The organism is Rhodococcus sp. BH5, assembly GCF_027583855.1.
Classification (GTDB): domain Bacteria; phylum Actinomycetota; class Actinomycetes; order Mycobacteriales; family Mycobacteriaceae; genus Rhodococcus_F; species Rhodococcus_F qingshengii.
Map to the genome: position 1 here is coordinate 356,965 of NZ_JAJHVW010000002.1, position 21,232 is coordinate 378,196.

General features: G+C 62.1%; 23 protein-coding genes. 13 read left to right on the forward strand and 10 right to left on the reverse strand.

The genetic code is table 11. The features are described from left to right. Genes RhoBH5_RS07980 through ctaD form a run of 3 tightly spaced genes read right to left on the reverse strand, consistent with a single transcriptional unit; the run spans position 1 to position 2,749 of the window. Positions 1-420 (reverse strand): DUF5313 family protein, encoded by a 420-nt coding sequence (locus RhoBH5_RS07980; RefSeq protein WP_042451127.1) that lies wholly within the window; start codon positions 418-420, stop codon positions 1-3. 55 nt (positions 421-475) lie between these two features. After that, complete coding sequence (locus RhoBH5_RS07985; RefSeq protein ID WP_003939892.1) at positions 476-949, reverse strand: MarR family winged helix-turn-helix transcriptional regulator; 474 nt, start codon at positions 947-949, stop codon at positions 476-478. A gap of 45 nt (positions 950-994) precedes the next feature. Next, complete coding sequence (gene ctaD / locus RhoBH5_RS07990; RefSeq protein WP_020970441.1) at positions 995-2,749, reverse strand: aa3-type cytochrome oxidase subunit I; 1,755 nt, start codon at positions 2,747-2,749, stop codon at positions 995-997. A gap of 202 nt (positions 2,750-2,951) precedes the next feature. Here ctaD and RhoBH5_RS07995 point away from each other — a divergent pair, with 202 nt between their 5' ends. Further along, positions 2,952-4,103 (forward strand): NADH:flavin oxidoreductase, encoded by a 1,152-nt coding sequence (locus RhoBH5_RS07995; RefSeq protein WP_158170075.1) that lies wholly within the window; start codon positions 2,952-2,954, stop codon positions 4,101-4,103. Between the two features lie 64 nt (positions 4,104-4,167). On the opposite strand, the gene RhoBH5_RS08000 is transcribed toward RhoBH5_RS07995, so the two are convergent. Further along, positions 4,168-5,016 (reverse strand): aldo/keto reductase, encoded by an 849-nt coding sequence (locus tag RhoBH5_RS08000; protein ID WP_231782441.1) that lies wholly within the window; start codon positions 5,014-5,016, stop codon positions 4,168-4,170. 130 nt (positions 5,017-5,146) lie between these two features. On the opposite strand from RhoBH5_RS08000, the gene RhoBH5_RS08005 reads away from it, so the two are divergent. The 3 genes from RhoBH5_RS08005 (at position 5,147) to RhoBH5_RS08015 (ending at position 8,426) form a co-directional block, all read left to right on the forward strand. Further along, complete coding sequence (locus RhoBH5_RS08005; protein ID WP_030535396.1) at positions 5,147-5,743, forward strand: class I SAM-dependent methyltransferase; 597 nt, start codon at positions 5,147-5,149, stop codon at positions 5,741-5,743. Between the two features lie 66 nt (positions 5,744-5,809). Then, positions 5,810-7,441: an ABC-F family ATP-binding cassette domain-containing protein gene (locus tag RhoBH5_RS08010; protein ID WP_030535395.1), complete on the forward strand. Its 1,632-nt coding sequence runs from the start codon at positions 5,810-5,812 to the stop codon at positions 7,439-7,441. Positions 7,442-7,586: 145 nt separating this feature from the next. Beyond that, entirely contained in the window at positions 7,587-8,426 is an 840-nt protein-coding gene (locus tag RhoBH5_RS08015; RefSeq protein WP_007733407.1) for an aldo/keto reductase, read from the forward strand. A 12-nt stretch (positions 8,427-8,438) separates the two neighbouring features. Here RhoBH5_RS08015 and RhoBH5_RS08020 read toward each other — a convergent pair whose 3' ends face one another. The 3 genes from RhoBH5_RS08020 to RhoBH5_RS08030 form a co-directional block, all read right to left on the reverse strand. Further along, complete coding sequence (locus RhoBH5_RS08020) at positions 8,439-9,014, reverse strand: TetR/AcrR family transcriptional regulator (RefSeq protein WP_007733408.1); 576 nt, start codon at positions 9,012-9,014, stop codon at positions 8,439-8,441. After that, the gene (locus RhoBH5_RS08025) at positions 9,015-9,428 is read right to left on the reverse strand and encodes a VOC family protein (protein WP_042451168.1); all 414 of its coding nucleotides are present in this window, start codon (positions 9,426-9,428) and stop codon (positions 9,015-9,017) included. It lies immediately after the preceding gene. Between the two features lie 74 nt (positions 9,429-9,502). Next, positions 9,503-9,922: a hypothetical protein gene (locus RhoBH5_RS08030; protein WP_007733415.1), complete on the reverse strand. Its 420-nt coding sequence runs from the start codon at positions 9,920-9,922 to the stop codon at positions 9,503-9,505. Between the two features lie 106 nt (positions 9,923-10,028). Between RhoBH5_RS08030 and RhoBH5_RS08035 the strand changes: the two genes are divergently transcribed. The 6 genes from RhoBH5_RS08035 to RhoBH5_RS08060 all read left to right on the forward strand — a co-directional run bounded on the left by RhoBH5_RS08035 (position 10,029) and on the right by RhoBH5_RS08060 (position 15,639). Continuing rightward, positions 10,029-10,352: a helix-turn-helix transcriptional regulator gene (locus RhoBH5_RS08035; RefSeq protein ID WP_003940147.1), complete on the forward strand. Its 324-nt coding sequence runs from the start codon at positions 10,029-10,031 to the stop codon at positions 10,350-10,352. Continuing rightward, positions 10,345-10,890 (forward strand): hypothetical protein, encoded by a 546-nt coding sequence (locus tag RhoBH5_RS08040; protein ID WP_003939943.1) that lies wholly within the window; start codon positions 10,345-10,347, stop codon positions 10,888-10,890. The genes RhoBH5_RS08035 and RhoBH5_RS08040 overlap by 8 nt, the downstream gene beginning before the upstream one ends. A 43-nt stretch (positions 10,891-10,933) precedes the next feature. After that, the gene (locus RhoBH5_RS08045; RefSeq protein ID WP_270008137.1) at positions 10,934-11,830 is read left to right on the forward strand and encodes an ABC transporter ATP-binding protein; all 897 of its coding nucleotides are present in this window, start codon (positions 10,934-10,936) and stop codon (positions 11,828-11,830) included. Further along, positions 11,827-13,020: an ABC transporter permease gene (locus tag RhoBH5_RS08050; RefSeq protein WP_007733417.1), complete on the forward strand. Its 1,194-nt coding sequence runs from the start codon at positions 11,827-11,829 to the stop codon at positions 13,018-13,020. The genes RhoBH5_RS08045 and RhoBH5_RS08050 overlap by 4 nt, the downstream gene beginning before the upstream one ends. Before the next feature lie 94 nt (positions 13,021-13,114). Continuing rightward, positions 13,115-14,602: an acetyl-coenzyme A carboxylase carboxyl transferase subunits beta/alpha gene (locus RhoBH5_RS08055; protein WP_270008138.1), complete on the forward strand. Its 1,488-nt coding sequence runs from the start codon at positions 13,115-13,117 to the stop codon at positions 14,600-14,602. Further along, positions 14,599-15,639 carry a hypothetical protein gene (locus tag RhoBH5_RS08060; RefSeq protein ID WP_007733419.1) on the forward strand — a complete coding sequence of 347 codons (1,041 nt, stop codon included), beginning with the start codon at positions 14,599-14,601 and terminating at the stop codon, positions 15,637-15,639. The genes RhoBH5_RS08055 and RhoBH5_RS08060 overlap by 4 nt, the downstream gene beginning before the upstream one ends. Positions 15,640-15,643: 4 nt before the next feature. On the opposite strand, the gene RhoBH5_RS08065 is transcribed toward RhoBH5_RS08060, so the two are convergent. Beyond that, positions 15,644-16,687 (reverse strand): MFS transporter, encoded by a 1,044-nt coding sequence (locus tag RhoBH5_RS08065; protein ID WP_333482239.1) that lies wholly within the window; start codon positions 16,685-16,687, stop codon positions 15,644-15,646. Further along, positions 16,688-16,915, reverse strand: coding sequence for a hypothetical protein (locus tag RhoBH5_RS08070; protein ID WP_270008139.1), 228 nt, complete (start codon positions 16,913-16,915; stop codon positions 16,688-16,690). A 178-nt stretch (positions 16,916-17,093) separates the two neighbouring features. Here RhoBH5_RS08070 and RhoBH5_RS08075 point away from each other — a divergent pair, with 178 nt between their 5' ends. The 3 genes from RhoBH5_RS08075 (at position 17,094) to RhoBH5_RS08085 (ending at position 20,759) form a co-directional block, all read left to right on the forward strand. Then, a complete protein-coding gene (locus RhoBH5_RS08075; protein WP_270008140.1) occupies positions 17,094-19,010 on the forward strand; it encodes a propionyl-CoA synthetase in 1,917 nt (638 codons plus the stop codon). Between the two features lie 92 nt (positions 19,011-19,102). After that, positions 19,103-19,948 carry a mycofactocin-coupled SDR family oxidoreductase gene (locus RhoBH5_RS08080; RefSeq protein ID WP_020970454.1) on the forward strand — a complete coding sequence of 282 codons (846 nt, stop codon included), beginning with the start codon at positions 19,103-19,105 and terminating at the stop codon, positions 19,946-19,948. A gap of 301 nt (positions 19,949-20,249) precedes the next feature. Further along, positions 20,250-20,759: a hypothetical protein gene (locus RhoBH5_RS08085; RefSeq protein ID WP_235808376.1), complete on the forward strand. Its 510-nt coding sequence runs from the start codon at positions 20,250-20,252 to the stop codon at positions 20,757-20,759. 7 nt (positions 20,760-20,766) lie between these two features. Here the strand turns inward: RhoBH5_RS08085 and RhoBH5_RS08090 are convergent, their stop codons facing one another. Next, complete coding sequence (locus RhoBH5_RS08090; RefSeq protein WP_136470776.1) at positions 20,767-21,153, reverse strand: DUF1304 domain-containing protein; 387 nt, start codon at positions 21,151-21,153, stop codon at positions 20,767-20,769. Positions 21,154-21,232 lie beyond the last annotated feature (79 nt).

Here is a 21,232-nt window from a genome sequence, read left to right on the forward strand (position 1 = left end):
CTACGTCGCGGGGCCGCCGTGCAACTTCTCGTAGGCGGCCTTCTCGGCGTCGTGGCGCGAGATCTTCTTCGGGTTCTCGAGGTCGGAAGGCAAACCGTGACGCTCGAGGCGGCGCGACCTGTTCTGAGCCATGTAGGAGACCGAATAGAACAGTGCCAGAAGCACTCCGAGCAGCACCATCGATGCCCGCAGGGCCCACGGTCCGGGGAAGAGCATGAAGGCCGCGAACACTGGAATGAACGGCACCATGCTTCGGATCAGGTGACGCGGCACGGCCCAGTCACCGATCAGGTCGTTTCGTACCCAGTCCTGCATCGAATCGGGCAGTTTGCGCCCCACTGAATAACCCAACCACTGAAGAGGATTCGGGCTCGTACGTTGCTTTTTGGAAGTCACGGAAGTCACCTGTTCGGTACGCATCGACGGTACTGACGCAGTCATCACGTTTCTTTCGGATGCAGTCATCACATTTCTCTCATTGGTCCAAGGCTCCGGCGCGGAGCGCGGCCTCGTTGACCCGCGTCAGAACATTGTGGAGTTCTTCGAGTTCGGCGAGGCTGACGCCGAGCTTCGCGACAACCGCCGGCGGGATCTTCTCCGCCTCCGCGCGCAGTGCCACACCGGCTTCGGTGAGGTCCACGTCCAGTTGCCGTTCGTCGGCGCGGCTACGGGTTCGCGTGATCAGCCCGGACGCCTCGAGTCGCTTGAGGAGCGGCGACAGCGTCGGCGAATCGAGTTGCAGTGCCTGCCCGATTTCCTTGACCGCCATCGGCGACTTTCCCCACAGTGCCAGCATCACCAGGTACTGGGGATGCGTGAGGCCCATCGGCTCGAGCAGTGGCCGGTAGACGGACAGCACCGCCCGGTTCGCGACCGCAAGTGCAAAGCACACCTGCCGGTCGAGAGCCAGCGGATCATCCATCTGCGTCTGCGGAGCCTTCGTCGTCATGAATCCGATGTTATCAGATTAATTAGTGCAGCAACTATTATTGCACTAATCAATCTGGCGATGATCGTCACTCTTCTCCAACGTCGACGTGGGTTGCCCGGTGAGACCCACGTGCGCTTCCGCCCTCATTCGCTCCACCATGTGCGGGTAGTGCAGCTCGAACGCCGGGCGCTCACTGCGGATGCGCGGCAACTCGGTGAAGTTGTGACGCGGCGGCGGGCAGGTGGTTGCCCACTCCAGCGAGTTTCCGTAACCCCACGGATCGTCGACGGTGACAACTTCGCCGTAGCGGTAGCTCTTGAAAACGTTCCAGATGAACGGAAGCGTCGAGGCACCGAGCACGAAGGCAAAGATCGTGGACACCGAGTTCAGCACCGTGAACCCGTCCGAGGGCAGGTAGTCGGCATAGCGACGCGGCATCCCCTCGCCGCCGAGCCAGTGCTGAACGAGGAACGTGCCGTGGAAACCGACGAACGTGGTCCAGAAGTGCCACTTGCCGAGACGCTCGTCCATCATGCGACCGGTCATCTTCGGGAACCAGAAGTAGATACCGGCGTACGTGGCGAACACGACCGTACCGAAGACCACGTAGTGGAAGTGGGCGACGACAAAATACGTGTCGGTGACATGGAAGTCGATCGGCGGGCTCGCGAGAATGACACCCGACAGACCACCGAAGAGGAAGGTGATCAGGAAGCCGACCGAGAACAGCATCGGCGACTCGAAGGTCAACTGCCCCTTCCACATCGTGCCGATCCAGTTGAAGATCTTCACACCTGTCGGCACGGCGATCAGGAACGTCATGAACGAGAAGTACGGCAGGAGAACAGCACCCGTCGCGTACATGTGGTGAGCCCACACCGCGATCGACAGAGCTGAAATCGCCAGTGTCGCATAGACCAATCCGGTGTACCCGAAGATCGGCTTACGGCTGAAGACCGGGAAGATCTCCGAGACGATGCCGAAGAACGGCAGCGCGATGATGTACACCTCGGGGTGACCGAAGAACCAGAACAGGTGCTGCCACAACAGAACTCCACCCGACGCAGGGTCGAAGATGTGTCCACCGAGGTGACGGTCGACGAACAGACCCATGAACGCAGCGGTCAGCAACGGGAACGCCATCAAGATCAGAATGCTGGTGATGAAGATGTTCCACGTGAAGATGGACATCCGAAACATCGTCATACCTGGTGCGCGCAGGCAGATCACGGTGGTGATCATGTTGACCGCACCGAGAATGGTGCCGAGGCCACCGACCGTCAGACCGAAGACCCACAGGTCGGCGCCGACGCCGGGACTGTGCACCGCACCCGACAACGGGGTGTACGCGGTCCAACCGAAGTCGGCAGCGCCGCCCGGCGTGAGGAATCCGCCGAGAACGATGAGACCACCAAAAGTGAAGAGCCAGAACCCGAATGCGTTCAGACGCGGGAACGCCACGTCCGGGGCACCGATCTGCAGCGGAAGTATGTAGTTCGCGAAGCCGAAAACGACGGGCGTCGCGTACAGCAGCAACATGATCGTGCCGTGCATGGTGAACAACTGGTTGAACTGCTCGTTCGAGAGGAACTGCATCCCGGGGACAGCCAGTTCCGCACGCATGAACAGGGCCATCAGGCCGCCGATCAGGAAGAACACGAAAGCCGTGATCATGTACATGATCCCGATCTTCTTGTGATCGGTGGTCTTGATCATGTCGAACATCCACGACCCCTTGGGATCACGGCGCTTCGGGTACGGCCGCTCCGGAATCGGCTCCAACTCTCCGGTCCGCTCGTCCGGCACCGTTGTCGTCATGCTCGCGCGTCCTCTTTCGTGCTCGATACCGCCTCAAGAACTTTCCGCACGACCATATCGCATGTTAATAGTTAATGCACAAACTAAGTGTGGTCGACGTGAGCATCTATCGAAAACCGAACGTACGCAACCTTTTGCAGATTTCGGTGAGATAAAGTCAGGCGGCGGAATAGGTCGAGGGTCCGCCGCGTTGAACAAACCCGTGACTCTTCCCGACACATCGACAGCACCCGAGGCCTCCGCGTTGCGCGGCCTCTTCGAGCCTTTCGAGGTCAAATCACTCTCGTTGCGTAACCGTTTCGCCATGGCCCCGATGACGCGCGCCTTCTCGCCGGACGGAATCCCCGGCGCCGACGTAGCCGAGTACTACCGTCGTCGCGCAGCAGGTGGTGTCGGCTTGATCATCACCGAAGGCACGTACATCCCGGACCCGGCAGCCGGCCCGCACACCCGCGTACCGCGCATCTACGGCGATTCGAGCCTGGGTGGCTGGAAGTCGGTTGTCGACGCCGTCCACGCCGAAGGCGGATCGATCATTCCTCAGCTGTGGCACCTCGGAGTCGAACGCGGCGAGAACTCGCGCCTGAACCCCGAGGTCGAAACCGTCAGCCCCTCCGGCCTGGCACTGGACGGCACCCGCCTGGGACGAGAATTCACCACCTCTGACCTCGACGACTTGAAGCAATCGTGGGTCGACGCCGCACTCAACGCGAAGAACACCGGCTTCGACGGTCTCGAGTTGCACGGAGCACATGGCTACCTGCTCGACGAATTTCTCTGGGCGGGAACCAATGTCCGAACCGACGGATACGGCGGATCACTCGAGGCCCGCACCCGTTTCCCGGCCGAGGTCGTCGCCGCAATCCGAGAGGCCGTCGGGGACGAGTTCGCGATCGTCTACCGATTCTCGCAGTGGAAGTCCGGCCATTACGACGCTCGTATCGCCCAGAGCCCGGCAGAACTCGGCCGCATCCTCACTCCCCTGGTCGACGCCGGCGTCGACGTTCTGCATCCGTCCACGAGGCGTCATTGGGAACCGGCATTCGCTGAACTCGACGGTGAAGACGGAACACTCGGCCTCGCCGGTTGGACGAAGAAGCTGACCGGGTTGCCGACCATCACCGTCGGTTCGGTCGGACTCGATTCCGTGTTCACGACGGCATTCACCGGCGACGCTGCATCTGCCGTCACCGGGCTGGAGCGTCTCGAAGCTCAGTACGAGAGGGGTGAATTCGACATGGTTGCCATCGGGCGCGCGCTGCTCGCCGATCCCGAGTGGGTCGAGAAGCTCCGCACCGGACGCGCGGACGAGCACATCGCATTCACCGCAGAACATCGCACACACCTGAACTGACCTCGCACGACAAAACGGCACTCCCGCAATTGTGGGAGTGCCGTTTGTGGGTCTGCCGGAAGTACTAGCTGCCGAGCATGACCGGGTCGGGGCCGATGCGGCCGGCCGGGTCGTCGAGAGCACCGATTGCGTTGATCTGTTCCGGTGTCAGTTCGAATCCGAAGACATCGAAGTTGGCGGCGATACGTTCGGGGGTCACCGACTTCGGAATCACCACGTTTCCGATCTGCAGGTGCCAGCGAATGATCACCTGAGCCGCGGTGACGCCATGAGCGTCGGCGATAGCGGTGATGACGGGGTCGCCGAGAACGGTTCCCTGTCCGAGCGGGCTCCACGCTTCCGTCGCGATTCCCTTGCCGGTGTGGAAGGCGCGCAGTTCGGCTTGGTTGAACTTGGGGTGAAGCTCGATCTGGTTGAGGACCGGCACCTCACCGGTTTCACCGATGACACGCTCGAGGTTCTCGATGGTGAAGTTGGAGACACCGATGGATCGAACCCGTCCGTCGGCCTTGAGCTTCTGGAATGCCTTGAACGTCTCGACGTACAGGTCCTTGGACGGAACCGGCCAGTGGATCAGGTACAGGTCGAGGTACTCGAGACCCAACTTGTCGAGGCTGGCGTCGAATGCCGCAAGCGTCGAGTCGTAGCCTTGGTCGTCGTTCCACAGTTTTGTCGTGATGTAGAGGTCTTCGCGGGCGATGCCGGATTCGGCGATCGCGCGGCCGACGCCCACCTCGTTGCCGTAGATCTTGGCGGTGTCGATACTGCGGTAGCCGGTCTTCAGGGCTGTGGAGACGGCTTCCTGCGTCTCGTCGTCCGGAACCTGGAACACACCGAATCCGAGTGCGGGGATCGTCTTACCGTCGTTCAGAACAATGGTCGGTACAGAGGTCACATCGTTGGTCTCGGTCATATATGGATCCAACGCGCGAGGGCCGGGAGGCATTCCCCGCCGAACCTCCGGGCAGTGCCCTTGTACCGCCCGAAATGCCGGTCTACCTTGGAAGACAAGTATTGGAATCGCCTCGAGAAAAGAGAGAGCGATGAATCTTTCATATCGTCTCGCCTACAAGGTCGGCGTCACTCCGTGGGAGCACACCGGGCACGGGTTCGACGCTCAACTGTCCGGCCTTCTGGATGCGATTCCCGTCCCGGAAGGTGGCCGTGCACTCGATATCGGTTGCGGCACCGGACGCCATTCCATCGAGCTGGCGCAACGCGGTTGGCACGTCACCGGCGTCGACGCCGAACAGGAACCGCTGGACAAAGCGCGCATACACGCGCGTGAAGCACACGTCGACGTCCGGTTCCTCCACGAGGACGCGGCAGACCTGCACATTGCTGTCGACGGCGGGCACATGCTGGTGCTCGACATCGGCTGTTTTCACGGGCTCACCGATCATCAACGACGGGACTACGGGAGATCCGTAAACGCGATCACCGCACCCGGGGCGTCCATGGTGATGTTCGCATTCGGACCGGGGCACCGTTGGCCGATGCCACACGGCGTCTCGGAGGAGGACGTCATGCGAGCATTCGACGGTTGGTCGATGGCCTCGAGCATGGCCGCGGACGTGAGTGAATCGCCACTTCCGGTCCGTGCGGCACATCCGTGCTGGTATCACCTGGTCCGTGGCTGACTGCTGTGCGCCTTTATTAACCGCCCGCGGTTAATAAAGGCGCACAGCACCGGGGATACTTCTCAGGTGACTGCAACACTGCGCATCAGCGGCCTCTCTGCTTCCCGGGGAGAACGCACCCTGTTCTCCGACCTCGACCTCACCGTTGCCCCCGGCGACGTCATCGGCCTCGTCGGCGCGAACGGCGCCGGCAAGTCGACGCTTCTCACCGCACTGGCCGGAATCGGAACTGCCGACGTCGAAGGTTCGATCATCCTCAGCCCGCCGGATGCTGCGGTCGGTTACCTCGCGCAGGAACCCGATCGCATCGAGGGTGAGACCGTCCTCGAGTTCCTCGGCCGCCGCACCGGCGTCGCCCACGCCGAGGAAGTCATGAACGCCGCAGCCGAAACCCTGGCCGAAGCCGAAGAGGATCTGTACTCCCCGGCTCTCGAACGCTGGCTCGCTCTCGGCGGCGCCGACCTGCTCGAGCGCGCCGAGAAGGTGGTCGAAGAACTCGGTCTCGGAGTTCCACTCGATGCACATATGACGGCATTGTCCGGCGGTCAGGCCGCGCGCGCCGGCCTCGCGTCACTGTTGCTTTCGCGCTACGACATTCTCTTGTTGGACGAGCCCACCAACGATCTCGACCTACGCGGTCTCGAGCAGTTGGAGCGATTTGTCGCCGAGACGCGCGCAGCACTGGTTGTCGTGAGCCATGATCGCGAGTTCCTCTCGCGCACCGTCACCGGAATCGTGGAACTCGATCTGGCACAACAGGACATCGCCGTGTACGACGGCGGCTACGAGTCGTACCTCGCCGAACGCGAGATCGCCCGCCAGCACGCACGCGAGGCGTTCGAGGAATACGCAGGCACCCGCTCCGATCTCGAAGATCGCGCACAGATGCAGCGCAACTGGATGGAACACGGCGTCCGCAACGCGCGTCGTAAAGCCAAGGACAACGACAAGATCGGACGCGGATTGCGGACCGAGTCGACGGAGAAGCAAGCCGCGAAAGCCCGCCAGACTCAACGCCGCATCGAGCGACTCGAAGTGGTCGAGGAACCGCGCAAGGAGTGGGAACTTCGTATGGAGATCGCGGCGGCGCCGCGGTCCGGATCCGTTGTCGCGACCACGAACGGCGCCAAGGTAACTCGCGGTCAGTTCACGTTCGGTCCGGTCACGACGCAGATCGACTGGGGTGATCGGATTCTCGTCACGGGCGCGAACGGGGCAGGCAAGACCACCCTCCTCAACGTCCTGCTCGGCAAACTCGTCCCGGACGAGGGCATCGCGTCGCTGGGTTCCGGTGTCGCGATCGGTGAGATCGATCAGGCGCGTGGATTGTTCGAAGGTGATCAACCAGTCGTGGAGGCCTTCGGTGCGCAGGTTCCGGACTGGCCCGATGCCGATGTCCGCACTCTCCTCGCCAAGTTCGGCCTGCGCGGACACCACGTACTCAGATCTGCCGCTTCCCTGTCCCCCGGCGAGAGAACAAGGGCTGCACTTGCTTTGCTCCAGGCTCGCGGCGTGAACCTACTGGTACTGGACGAGCCGACGAACCATCTCGACCTTCCGGCGATCGAACAGCTCGAGCAGGCAATGGAGTCGTTCGAGGGAACCCTCCTTCTGGTCACTCACGATCGACGCATGCTGCAGTCCACCCGAAGCACGCGCCGGTGGCGAATGGAGAACGGACAGCTCTTCGAGGAGTAGCCGATCGACTCTGCTTGCGCAGACAACCCGCGTGTGCAACTATTTATCAGGCGCACGCAATAGTTGCATGCGCGGCATAGGTGGCCCGCGGATGACATGATCCCCCGTCGAGCTGCCACATCCCAGTCCCGAAAGGCACTCTTCAATGTTGTCGATCCCCGACCGCACACTGACTCACGGAACCACCGGCGAGCCGATCACCATCCCGCAACTCGGGTACGGCGTTTTCCAGGTACCGGACGCACAGACCGAAGAGGTCACTGCCGCAGCTCTCGAGATCGGCTACCGCCACATCGACACGGCCGCGATCTACGGAAATGAAGCCGGAGTCGGCCGCGCCATCGCAGGTTCGGATATCCCTAGGTCAGAGCTGTTCGTCACCACCAAGCTGTGGAATGACGATCAGGGCCACGACCGAACACTCGCCGCTTTCGACACCAGCCTCGACAAGCTCGGACTCGACTACGTCGACCTCTATCTGATTCACTGGCCCGCGCCGGCAAAGGGCCTGTTCGTCGAGACCTGGGCGGCATTCGAGCAAATTCTCGCCTCCGGCCGCACCCGTGCGATCGGCGTGTCCAACTTCCTGCCCGAGCACCTCGAACTGCTGGCCCAGCACAGCGCGACCACCCCGGCCGTCAACCAGATCGAATTGCACCCCAGACTGCAACAGCACACTTCTCGGGAGTACGCCCAGAGTCGCAGCATCGAAATCGAGGCTTGGAGCCCATTGGGACAGGGAACTATCCTCGACGACCCGGCCATCGGGAAAATTGCTGCAGCACACGGCAAGAGCCCTGCACAGATCATTCTGCGTTGGCATCTCGAACAGGGCCACACCGTTCTGTCGAAGTCGGTCACGCCTGCCCGTATGCGCGACAACGCCGCAATCTTCGACTTCGCACTCGATACCGACGAGTCAGCTGCCATCGCAGCGCTGAACACCGACAGCCGTGTCGGACCCGATCCAGTCGAATTGAACTGAATCGAAACGGCTTCAAGAATTTTCGTGGGGAGTCAACGTCAGCAGCACAGAATCGACGGACTGCTCGGCCAGGAGCGCGTCCAGCGGTAGGTGACGGAACAACGCTCGGTAATAGATCGGCGACGCCAGCGCGTCCAGGACGAAGTCCAGGTCGAAGTCGCTCCGAATGTCTCCGCGTAGCCGCGCCGATTCCAGCACTGCCGCAGTGGAATCGCGTCGAGGCTGAAAGAATGCCGACTGGAAATCCCGCGCCAATTCCGGGTCCGCCGCCAGATCCGCGACCAACGCGGGCAGGATCCGACCGACTACCGTTTCACTCAGTCCCACAACCAATGTCGTGATGCCGGCGACCAGGTCTGCCCTGAGATCGCCGGTGTCCGGCGTTGGATCAGTACCGATGTGTGCCACGACGACGTCGACCACCAGATGCCGCTTCGACGGCCATCTCCGGTAGATGGCGGGTCGATGCACGCCCGCTCTCGTCGCTACCGAACCGATCGACAGCTCCGCATATCCGTTCTCCCCCAACAACTCCAGGGTTGCCGCCAGAACGGCGTCGTCGATCCGCTCGTCGCGGGCGCGCACCATCTACAGCACCGGCCGCGGCATGAGCACCAGACGCCAGCCGTCGGGATCTTCGAAAGTCATCCCCGCATTCTCCTCCCAGTACGGATTCTCGGCGCCAACGGGTTCGTGCCCTGCTTCCCCCAACCTCTGAACTACCTCGTACATCGCCGACTCGCCGGCGAAGTAGAGCACCAACAGGTTGTCCTGCGTCGGCGCCGGGCACGGGCTTCCGTCTTCGTGGGTCGTGAATTCGAGGTGATAGTTCGAATCCGGCAGACCCAGCATGATTCCGTCGTACCCGGCATGACCGGAGAACCGGTAGAGCTCTGGCAATCCCAGACAGTCGCGATAGAACGTAATCACGTCGTCGAGCCTGTCGGTGGGTCGCGCTACGCGCACTTGCACTACTGCGAGGTCGTTCGGCCAAGTTGTCATTCCAAAACAGTACAGTACGTACCGTAATGCTTCGAGAAGATGGCTGCCAGCCTCCCGACGGCAGCTCGCTGCAACTACAAGCGATCATTCTCCGGAAACGCCGCCTTGGGCATGAACTTCGGCCTGGCGAACAGCACAGACAGTTTAGTGGGCTGCGACTCCACCGGGCGATCGGACCGGTACAGCAACGCCTGCTGCGGGGTACTCACCCATTCACTGGCGAAGATCTCACCGAGGCGCGAAACCGGCACGTGCGACCCGTCCTCGAGTCGAACGGTGACGTCCGCCCCGATGTCCGACTGGCCGTACACGACCCACCACGATTCGCCTTCCACATCCCCCGGAGTGTGCTGCCCGATACCGATGACTGCACCCTTCTCCATCGGATCGCGCCAGACCGCTTCGCGCCCTTGCGGTCCCACGCAGTAGCTACCATCCTCGCGCACCTGCACGACCAGGCCGGACTCTTCGAGCACCAACTGTTCGACCACCATGCCAAGCCCCTTCCGTTGCCCGAACCTTATCCGCCGGCACGCCCCAGAAGCGGAACAATCGCGGTTCGTGTTGACAAACTGTTGGGTTTTTACAACACTTTGATGCATGAGCCCAGTCCGGCGGGGAGACGCGCTCCCCATCTTCAATCGCATCGGAGTGCTTCGCGCCGAGCGGAAGATGAGCCGGGCACAGCTTGCGCAACTCGTCGACGTGAATCCGCAGACGGTGGGGGCACTCGAACGCGGTGACCACTACCCCAGCCTGGATCTTGCATTCCGAATCTGCTGGGTGTTCGACCTCCCGGTGGAGGCGGTGTTCTCCCGGACGGAGTTCGGGCCGCTGTCGACGGAGGTCTACCGGAATGCACCGTCGACGGAGGTCTACCGATCTGACCGCACTACCGAGGGGAGTGAAAAGCCAAGTGCCTGAATCAAATCTGATCGACCGCTACCAGGCCCACCGCACTCGGCGGTTCCTGCAGAACGAGGAGACGTTCCGACATTGGCTCCCGAATTGGCGAACCCGTCGACGTCGGCGCGTACTCGTCGTCGCCCTGGCGGTCCTGTTCACCACGATGGTTGCCGTCAGCACAGCATGCCTGTTCAATCCGCTCTTCGCCGTGGCATGGCCGGTCCTCACCCTGCTGTTCCTGCCGACGTGGTCCTCACTTCAAATCGTGTCGGGCCGGCAAGGGGATGCTCCGCGGCAGGCGTTGGACGAATGGGAGATCCAGCAACGCAACGACGCTCGCTCCGTCGGGCTCAGCGTGACCCAAACGTTGGTCTTCATTGTCGCCATTTTCCTCATTTTCACCTCGTCGGTGCAGTGGAATGTAGAGAGGCTGCCTTACACGGGAGGTTTATTGGCACTGACTGCAATGCTGATCGGAGCGTGCACGCCCGCGATGATTCTCTCGTGGACCAATCCAGACCCGGATCCGATTGATTCGGAAGAGTTCGATCTCTGACCCGTATTACCGAAGCGCACCACTCGACCGATGGGAAGGACCCATGTCAGCCACCCTCACGATCGACGGCATCTCGAAACGCTACGGCGACGTCGTCGCACTCGACAACCTGAGTTTCGAAGTGCGCCCAGGCGAGATCTTCGGATTCGTCGGCAGTAACGGCGCCGGCAAGACGACCACGATGCGCATTGCGCTGGGTGTGCTCGGAGCAGATTCGGGAGAAGTTCGCCTCGGCGGCAAACCCGTCGACCTCGACGTGCGTCGCACTATCGGATACATGCCGGAGGAACGCGGCCTCTACCCCAAGATGAAGGTGGGAGCGCAACTTTCCTATCTGGCCGAGCTACACGGACTGTCGAAGGCCGACGCGCACGCGGCCACTGAGCGGTGGACCGAACGTCTGGGCATCGCCGAACGCGTCAAGGACACCGTCGATTCCCTGTCCCTCGGCAATCAGCAACGTGTGCAGCTCGCGGCGGCGCTGGTTCACGACCCATCGGTACTCGTTCTGGACGAACCGTTTTCGGGCCTCGACCCCGTAGCGGTCGATGTCATGAGTGACGTGTTGGTCGAGAAGGCTCGCACCGGTGTTCCCGTAATCTTCTCCAGCCATCAGCTGGATCTGGTGGAGCGCTTGTGCGATCGCGTGGGCATCATCAGCCGCGGCAGCATGCGAGAGATCGGAACCGTCGACGAGCTACGAGGCAAGGGTGACGGCCGAATCGAAGTCTTCGCCCCTGACGCGCCGGTCGGTTGGGCACACCATCTGATCGGTGTCACCACACTGAGCCACCTCGACGGTCGAACGCTCCTGATCGTCGACGGAACCGCCGACGATCAGCAGATCCTGCATGCAGCATTGAAAACCGGACCGGTGCACGAGTTCACGCTACGACGTCCGTCACTGACCGATCTGTTCCGAGAGGTAGTAGCCGCATGAGCAACCAGTTGAGCGGAGGTCGAGCCATCGGGTTGGTCGCCCGACGCGAATTCATGACGCAGATCTCGAAGAAGAGTTTTGTGATCAGCAACGTCATCATTCTGGTCGCGATCATCGGCGGCATCATCGCCTTCTCGCTCTTCTCCGGCGGCGACGAGGACAAGTCGAAGATCGGCTTGGTCGGCAACCAATCACTCAGTGCCACGATGGTGTCCATCGGCGACACCCTCGGAAATCCGGTGACGGTAACGGAGGTTTCCGACGACGGCACCGCGCGTGATCAAGTCAAGGACGGCGACCTCGACGTGGCCGTGATCGCTGGATCGGGCGGCGGCGTCACTGTCGTGACCAAGAAGGAAGTAGCCACGAATCTGCGGGCCGTCATCGAGAGTTCCGTTGCACAGCAGGCACAATCGAATGCGCTTTCCGCTGCGGGGATCGACCCGGCTCAGCTCGCCGAAGCCACGTCCACCGCAGTGGTCACCATCGATGCCATCGATCCCCCGGATCCCGAACAGGGCCAACGTATAGCGATGTCGATCGCTGCTGTGGTGCTCCTGTACATGCAGATCCTGTTGTTCGGAACGTACGTGGCGATGGGCGTCGTCGAGGAGAAGTCCAGCCGTGTCGTCGAGTTGCTGCTCTCCACTCTCCGTCCACTGCAGTTGTTGTGGGGCAAGGTTCTCGGAATCGGTGCTGTCGGCCTGATGCAGATGGCTGCCTATGCCGTCGCGGGCGTCGCCACCGGACTGGCGACGGGTGTCCTGACCGTGACGGGCACCGCAATCGGCGTTCTGTTCGGCACTCTCGGGTGGTTCATTCTCGGCTTCCTCTTCTTCGCCGTGCTGTACGCCGCGGCCGGGTCCATGGTCTCGCGACAGGAGGACGTCAACGCCACCGCGATGCCTCTCGCGCTGCTCGTCATGGCAATGGTCAGCGTGGCTTTCGTTTCGGTGAGCAATCCAGAAGGAACCCTGAGCAACGTGTTGAGTTGGATTCCGCCGTTCTCGGCAATCCTCATGCCCCTGCGCATTTCCGCCGGTGTTGCTTCTCCGTTCCAGATCGTGGGAACGATTCTGCTGATGCTGGTGGTGACCGCTGCGCTGTCGATGATCGCGGCAAAGATCTACCAGCGCTCCATCCTTCGCATCGGCAAGGTCGTTTCGTGGAAAGAGGCGTTCGGACGCTGATTTATCCGGCACACAACTGACGCCACACGATCCCGGCAGCACCCCGTCCAGGTAGGTTCATCCTGGACGGGGTGCTGCTTACTTGGAGGACGTTGTGCGAATCTCGGCCGAAGAACTACTCACTGCGGTACTCGATCCCGAGAGCTTCGTCTCTTGGGACTCCCCGCCCGTCGACGTCGGACCTGGCGCGAAATACGCGGAAGACCTGGCGAAGGCCCGCGAGAAGAGCGGAGTTGACGAGTCCGTCGTCACCGGCGTAGGTACGGTTCGGGGACGTCGGGTCGCGGTAATTGCCTGTGAATTCAGCTTTCTCGCCGGTTCGATCGGAGTTGCTGCAGCCGAGCGGATCGTGACCGCTGTCGAACGTGCTACGGCAGAACAACTCCCGCTGCTGGCCTCGCCCACCTCCGGCGGAACGCGGATGCAGGAGGGCACCGTGGCGTTCGTTCAGATGGTGAAGATCGCTGCGGCAGTGGCTGTTCACAAAGCGGCACACCTGCCCTACCTGGTTTACCTGCGCAATCCCACCACCGGCGGGGTCTTTGCCTCGTGGGGATCCCTCGGCCACATCACCGTCGCGGAACCCGGTGCTCTGGTGGGATTCCTCGGACCCCGTGTCTACGAATCCCTGTACGGCGAAAAGTTTCCCGACGGTATCCAGACGTCCGAAAACTTGTATCGCAACGGCGTTATCGACGGCGTCGTACCCGTCGACCGCCTCCGTCTGCTGGTTAATCGAGCGTTGTGCGTGCTCACCGATCCCCCGGCCCCGGCGGCCACGGACCCGATTCCCTCACCCGAGATTCCCGATGTTCCCGCCTGGCAGTCGGTGATGCTCTCGCGCCGGGCCGATCGACCCGGCATCCGGCAGTTGCTCCGCCATGCCGCAACTGAACAGGTACCGCTCAGCGGCACCGGGCAGGGTGAAACCGACAAGACGATCTTGCTCTCGCTCGCCCGCTTCCGAGGCTTTCCGTGCATCCTGCTCGGCCAGGACCGCAGTGGCCAATCCGCGCTCACCACGATGGGACCGGCCGCGCTCAGGGAAGCGCGACGGGGCATGAAACTTGCCGAAGAACTACAACTCCCGCTTGTCCTCGTGATCGACACTTTGGGCGCGTCGCTGTCCAAAGAAGCTGAAGAACGTGGACTGGCCCCTGAGATCGCCCGTTGCATCGCCGACCTCGTGACGCTGAAGACCCCGACAGTGTCGGTGTTGCTCGGCCAGGGAACAGGCGGTGGGGCGCTCGCGCTGCTGCCCGCCGATCGGGTACTCGCGGCACAGAACGGGTGGCTCGCTCCCCTGCCACCGGAAGGCGCAAGCGCGATCGTCCATCGCGACATCAGTCACGCACCGGAGATGGCGGCAGCGCAGGGCGTTCGTTCGTTGGATCTGCTTCGAGACGGCGTGATCGACGCGATCATTCCCGAAACGCCTGACGCGGCCGATGAACCCGTGGAATTCTCCAAGAGGGTAGGGGCTGCGATAGCGCACGAACTCTTCGTGCTTGCCGAAGAGTCGGACACCGATCGCCAGTCCTCCCGTATCGCGCGCTATCGAAACCTGGGAGTTCCGCAATGACGACGAAGGACCGGAATGCGCTGACGCTGCCGCACAGTTACGACCGCGCGGCACTGGCTCGTTTCGAATTGTTCCTGTTCGCGGGCATCGCCACCGTGCTGATCACCCGCGCATATCTGGCGGCAACGGGCTATCCCCAGATCGGGGGCGGCGCCCTCCACATCGCACACGTTCTCTGGGGCGGATTGCTGATGGCCGTCGCCATCGTGGCGACCGCCATCACCGAAGGTTCTCGCACGCGTGACCTGGCCACGCTCGTCGGCGGAATCGGGTTCGGTCTCTTCATTGACGAGGTCGGAAAATTCGTCACCGCCGACGTCGATTACTTCTACCAGCCTGCCATCGCGATCATGTACGTCGTCTTCGTTCTCTTCTATCTTGCCGCGCGCGAGGTGGTGATTCGGCGCGGAATGAATGATCGTCATCGGCTCGCCATCGGGGCGCGAGCGCTCTCGGACCTCGCTCTCGGTCAGCTCGACGAGATCCAGTACAACCACGCCCTCCGCGTACTCGACGGCGTCGAAGACCGCAGCCTCACCGACCTCGTCGATTCGATCAAAGCCGGCCTGCATTCACAGACTCCGCCGACCGGCGGTATCGAATCGAAGATCACTCGTGGCCGCAACGCGTTCTTCCACCGTGCCGAGGAACTGCTCCGGCACCGGGTCGTCCGCCGACTGGTACTGACCCTGTTCGTACTGCAGGCTCTTCTGGCGATTGTCCAGGTGATCTACGCGTTGGTTTCCGAGAACGTCGTCGAGGCCGACGACGTCTCCGACCTGGTGGTCCAGATCTCCACCGTCGCAACCGGAGTTCTTGTGGTTCTGGGAGTGTGGTTCCTCTTCCGCGGTCCGTACCTGCGAGCCCTGAGACTCCTGCGTGCATCCCTCATCGTGAGTCTCCTGGTGACGCAGGTCTATCTGTTCACGCAGGACCAGTTCGGCGCGCTTTTCGGTTTCGCAGTGTCACTGTTCATGCTCGCGACACTTCGCATCGCGATTCGAAGCGAAGAGTCCGCCGCAGCTCTACCGCAGTAATCCTCTACCGCAGTGGGACCGCAGGCCGACTCGGTAGATCGCGGATCCCGCGGAGCGGGCTGAAGAGCAGGACCAATCCGCACGGCGCGATCAGGCAGGCCATGATCCACATCGTCCCGCGCGGTCCCACTGCGTCGCCGAGGTAGCCTGCCGTCAGCGCACCGAGCGGAATGCTGCTGTGCAGCAGGAACATACTCGTTGCCACCACTCGTCCGAGGCGGTCCGGCGGACAGTAACTTTGACGGAAACTGCCGAGCACCACGTTGCACGACACGACGCCCGCAACCATCACCATTCCGCCGATGCAGAACCAGAACAGGCCGGCACCGTACGTCGTCAGAGGTGCTAACAGGATGAACGGTCCCGTCACCAACTGACAGGTGAGAACGCTTCGGGCAGTGCCGAATCTGCGGCCGAGCGGGCGCGCGATCATCGATCCGACAATTCCGCCCACCCCGGCAATCGCCAGGAGAAGCCCGAGTCCGAACTCCCCCACGCCAACCGTCTTTTCCAGGAACACGATCTGGATCGTGGAGTACCCGGTGAGACCGAAATTGAGCAGAGTGCCGTAGACGACGATCGACCGCAGATACGGATCACCGGCGACGAATCGCAGTCCGAGCGCAATCTGGCGTCGCAACGGTTCTCGCTGATTCTGTCCGCGATGGACGGTCTCCTGCACACGAATCAGCCAGATGCATACAAAGCAGAAGGCGAACGTGAACGCGTCGACAACCAGACCGGCCGCGAGCCCGACAGTTGCAACCACCAGCCCACCGACACTTGGGCCGATCACCCGAGTTGCGGCCTCGGCGCCCTGAATCTTCGAGTTCCCTTCGACAAGATCCGCTTCGGCGAGCACCGTGGGGAGATACGAGTGATAGGCCGCCTGGAAGAAAACGGTGGCTGTACCGGTGAGCAGCGCGACCAGGAGCAGGTGGCCGTATGTCATCGCCTCCAGGAAGCCGGCGATCGCGAGGCTCGCGAAGAACAGCGCGCACGCAGCGTTCGCGATCATCATGATCGGACGCCGAGGCAGCCGGTCGATCTAGGCACCGGCTGGTAGTCCGACGATCAACCACGGCAACCACACTGCCGATGCCAGCACACCGATCCGGAAGCTACTCGCGTCCAGTTCGCGAAGCGCGATCAGCGGCAGTACGACGGTCGTGACACCGTTTCCGATACCGCTGACTGCGTCGCCAGTCCACAGAAGTCGGAAGTCACGCAGAGCGAGGACTCCCCAGAAGCCTGCGCGTTGCGCTGCACCTGTCACATCGATCCCCCCTTTCAGTCCCTGCCCTATCCCACCCCTGCGCGCCACTGGCCGACGGGACAGGCCCGCCCGGCGCAAAGGGACGGTACCCGCACCGCTACTGAGGCGCACCGCACTGACGGTGACCTAAGGTGTTTCAGGTCACCGGTAAGCGAAGTTCACGAGAGGACACACGTCGATGAGCTCTTCCGAGCAGGCGTCCCACACCACGTATGCCGACGCATATCGCGAGAGCATGGATCAGCCGGAGAAGTTCTGGCTCGACGCTGCGCGGGCCGTCGACTGGGATGTCGCCCCCACCAAGGCTCTCGACGACTCTGCCGCGCCGATCTATCGCTGGTTCCCAGATGCTTCGCTCAACACCAGCTTCAATGCCCTCGATCGGCACGTCCGCGACGGCCGCGGCGATCAGACCGCGTTGATCTTCGACTCCGCGATGGTACCCACCAAGGCCACGTACACCTACGCCGAATTGCTCGAGCAGGTCTCACTCTTCGCCGGCGTCTTGAAAGATCAGGGTGTGGTGGCGGGCGACCGCGTGATCATCTACATGCCGATGATCCCCGAGGCTGCGATCGCGATGCTCGCGTGTGCGCGAATCGGCGCTGTGCATTCGGTGGTGTTCGGCGGCTTTGCGGCCAAGGAGCTCGCAACCCGTATCGACGACGCCGGTCCAGTGGTGCTCGTGACGGCGTCCGGCGGCCTCGAACCCGGACGAACAATCGAGTACCTGCCGATGGTCGAGAAGGCTCTGCAACTGTCCGCCACTCCCGCGCACACCGTGATCGTGAAGAATCGCGAGCAGATTCCCGGTGCAGCTTCCGACTACAAGTCAAGTGCCGCAGCCTGGTTCGACTGGGACGAGCTGATCGCCGACGCCACCCCGGCCGACCCGGTGTCGGTCGCCGCGACGGATCCGCTCTACATCCTCTACACCTCGGGAACGACCGGTAAGCCCAAGGGCGTCGTCCGGGACAACGGTGGCCATGCCGTTGCGCTGACGTGGACCATGAAGAATCTGTACGACATCAGCCCAGGACAGGTGTGGTGGACCGCCTCCGACGTCGGCTGGGTGGTCGGCCACTCCTACATCGTCTACGGACCGTTGCTCACCGGAGCTACGACGGTCATGTACGAAGGCAAGCCCGTCGGCACCCCCGACGCCGGTGCGTTCTGGCGCATCATTTCCGAATACAACGTGTCGGCACTCTTCACCGCTCCGACAGCGATCCGCGCGGTCCGCAAGGCCGACCCGGACGCAAAAGAGCTTGCCAAGTACGACATCTCGTCGCTCGACACACTCTTCGCGGCCGGCGAGCGCTTGGATCCCGACACCTACGAGTGGGCTACTCGGATTCTCGATCGCCCGGTGGTCGATCACTGGTGGCAGACAGAAACCGGTTGGGCCATCTGCGCGAATCTGCGCGGCCTCGAACCCATGGAGATCAAAGCGGGCTCACCCACCGTCGCCTGCCCCGGATACCGCGTCGAAATCGTCGACGGCAAGGGCGAACTCGTGGGTCCGGGCACCGAGGGCAACATCGTGATCGGCCTGCCGCTTCCTCCCGGAACACTCGCCGGACTGTGGCGTGACGAGGACCGGTACGTGAAGTCCTACCTGTCGACTTTCGAAGGGTATTACCTCACCGGCGACTCCGGGTACATCGACGAGGACAACTACGTCTTCGTGCTCGGACGAAGTGACGACGTGATCAACGTTGCCGGACATCGCCTTTCGACCGGAAGCATGGAGGCCGTCGTCGCCGGCCACCCGGCTGTCGCCGAATGCGCGGTCATCGGCATTCACGACGAACTCAAGGGGCAACGGCCGAGCGGTTATGTCGTGCTCAAGTCCGGCGTCGACATCGATCCCGAAACACTCCGACAGGAACTGGTCGCGCGGGTGCGAGACCAGATCGGTGCCGTCGCCACGTTCCGGGACGTCACCGTCGTCGCCGCACTACCGAAGACTCGTTCCGGCAAGATCCTCCGCAAGACCATGCGGCAGATCGCCGACAACGAGGAGTACACGGTCCCGTCGACCATCGAGGACGCGAGCGTATTGGACGAGTTGTCCAAACTCCTTCGCGGATAAGGATTCAGCGAATTCCCCTGTCTGTCTGCCTCCGGACGTAGCAGTATGAACACGTTCCAGTTTCGGCGATTCACACGGGCAGGGGAAGTTCGATGGGCAATTTGGACGGTCAGGTCGCATTCATCACCGGAGCGGCGCGTGGTCAAGGGCGCGCGCATGCCGTCAAGCTCGCGTCCGAGGGCGCGGACATCATCGCGGTGGATCTCTGCGCGCCGGTCGCAACGGCGGGGTACGACATGGCCACCGAAGCCGACCTCGCCCAGACCGTCGCCCTGGTCGAAGCTCAGGGCCGGCGTATCGTCGCATCCGTCGCGGACACTCGCGACCTCGATGCCCTGAAATCAGCGGTCGACGCCGGAGTCGAGAAACTCGGCCGACTGGACATCGTGATCGCCAACGCGGGAATCGCGGCGTCGGCGAAATTGTCCTGGGACCTGAGCGCCGAAGAGTTCCGCGAGCTGATGGACATCAACGTCACCGGCGTCTGGTTGACGACCAAGGTGTCGATTCCGCACATCATGAACGGCAATCGAGGTGGATCCATTGTGTTGATCAGCTCGATGGCCGGGCTTCGAGGCGTGCCGGGGATTGCACATTACTCCGCGTCCAAGCACGCCGTTCGGGGGTTGGCGAAGTCTCTGGCCAACGAACTCGGCTGGGCAGACATCCGAGTCAACTCCGTACACCCGGGCAATGTGCGAACGACGATGATCGACAACGAACCGATGGTTCGTGCGTTCCGTCCAGACTTGGAGAATCCTGTCCTCGCCGATACCGCTCCGATCATGTCGAAGCTGAATCTGCTGCCCCACCCGTGGGTCGACCCCGAAGTGATTGCGGATGCGGTGTTCTATCTGGTGGGGCCGGCCGGGCGCGGGATCACCGGCATCGCGTTGCCGATCGATCTCGGCACCTCGGAAAAATTCGCCGGCGGCTGAAGGCCCGAACTGATGCAGAATTGCCTCTGCCGGATGGGTCTCGAGCACCATCCGGCAGAGGCAATTCCGGCTTGATCAAGCCTTCGTAGCAACAGAACAAGTAGTCGACAACCTCATAGGCGCTCCTCGTCTGGTGTGGGAAAAACCGTTGTGGGATGCGCAACAAACCCAAGACCCAGCGTAGAAGCATTTGGCCGCAAACGCGCGTCATTCGGCACTATTTTTTTGGATTCGGGCATACTGGGCAACGCTCCCACCACGTATTTAGGACCCGAGTTCACACTTACAGGGGGTAGGCACAGTGACGGTCAAATACGCCGTAATGGACCCGATTCACGGAAAAGTCGAGATCTCGTTCGATGTCGACACGGGGGTCGTCGACGTCCGAAACGGCAACTCACACGCTCTGTTGACGCGTCGAGTCGATGCCCCGCGCCGTGAAGGCACACCCATCGGAACGCGCGCCGCCGCCGACTTGTTCTTCACTGTCGGTGGCGACGAAGTCGAACTCACTGTCGGCAAAGGGTTTCTGTCCCGTCGCTCGTACTCTGTCTCGGCACTCGTCGACGGCGTGAGTTTGAACTTCGCCCCAGTCGACGACGCGAACAGTGCATTCACCCGCGACGGATTGCGGATCGGGCACTTCTCCAAGAACGAGGAATCCGATCCCAGACAGACCGACGCAGTCTGGTCGAGTACGCCGAGCAACGACGAACTTGTCATCGGTTACGCCCTGGCCGAAGCCTTCGATTGCGGAGCACTCAACGGGGCTTTTGCTTTGATCGAATCACTGGTGCTCGGCGGCGGATAGAGACCACTCAGAGCAGGTGGATTACCAGCAGAACAACGGCAATAGCTGGGAAAAGCATCTGTACGACGGCTGCGCGGGCTTTGTCGGGAGACGAGAGAATCAGCACCAATCCCGCGGCAACCATCGATCCTGTGCCTACCAGTACGAGGGCAATTCCGACCGACGCGGAGCCGGTCGCCGCAATCACGATGCCGACCGCCGACACGATCGCCAAGAAAAGGTTGTAAAAGCCCTGGTTGAAGGCGAGCGGCTGCGTGGTGATCGCCTCTTCCTCGGACTTCACGCCGAACGTGGCGCGGGTCTTCGGGGCCGTCCAGAGAATCGATTCGAGGACAAAAATGTACACGTGCACTGCTGCGGCCAGTCCCGCGAAGATGTAGCCGGCGACGTTCATCGGTGAGCTCCTGTTGCTTCGAGTGAATTCTGTATCGTTCGGTCCAATATATACTGGACCGAACGATACAGAAAGAGCG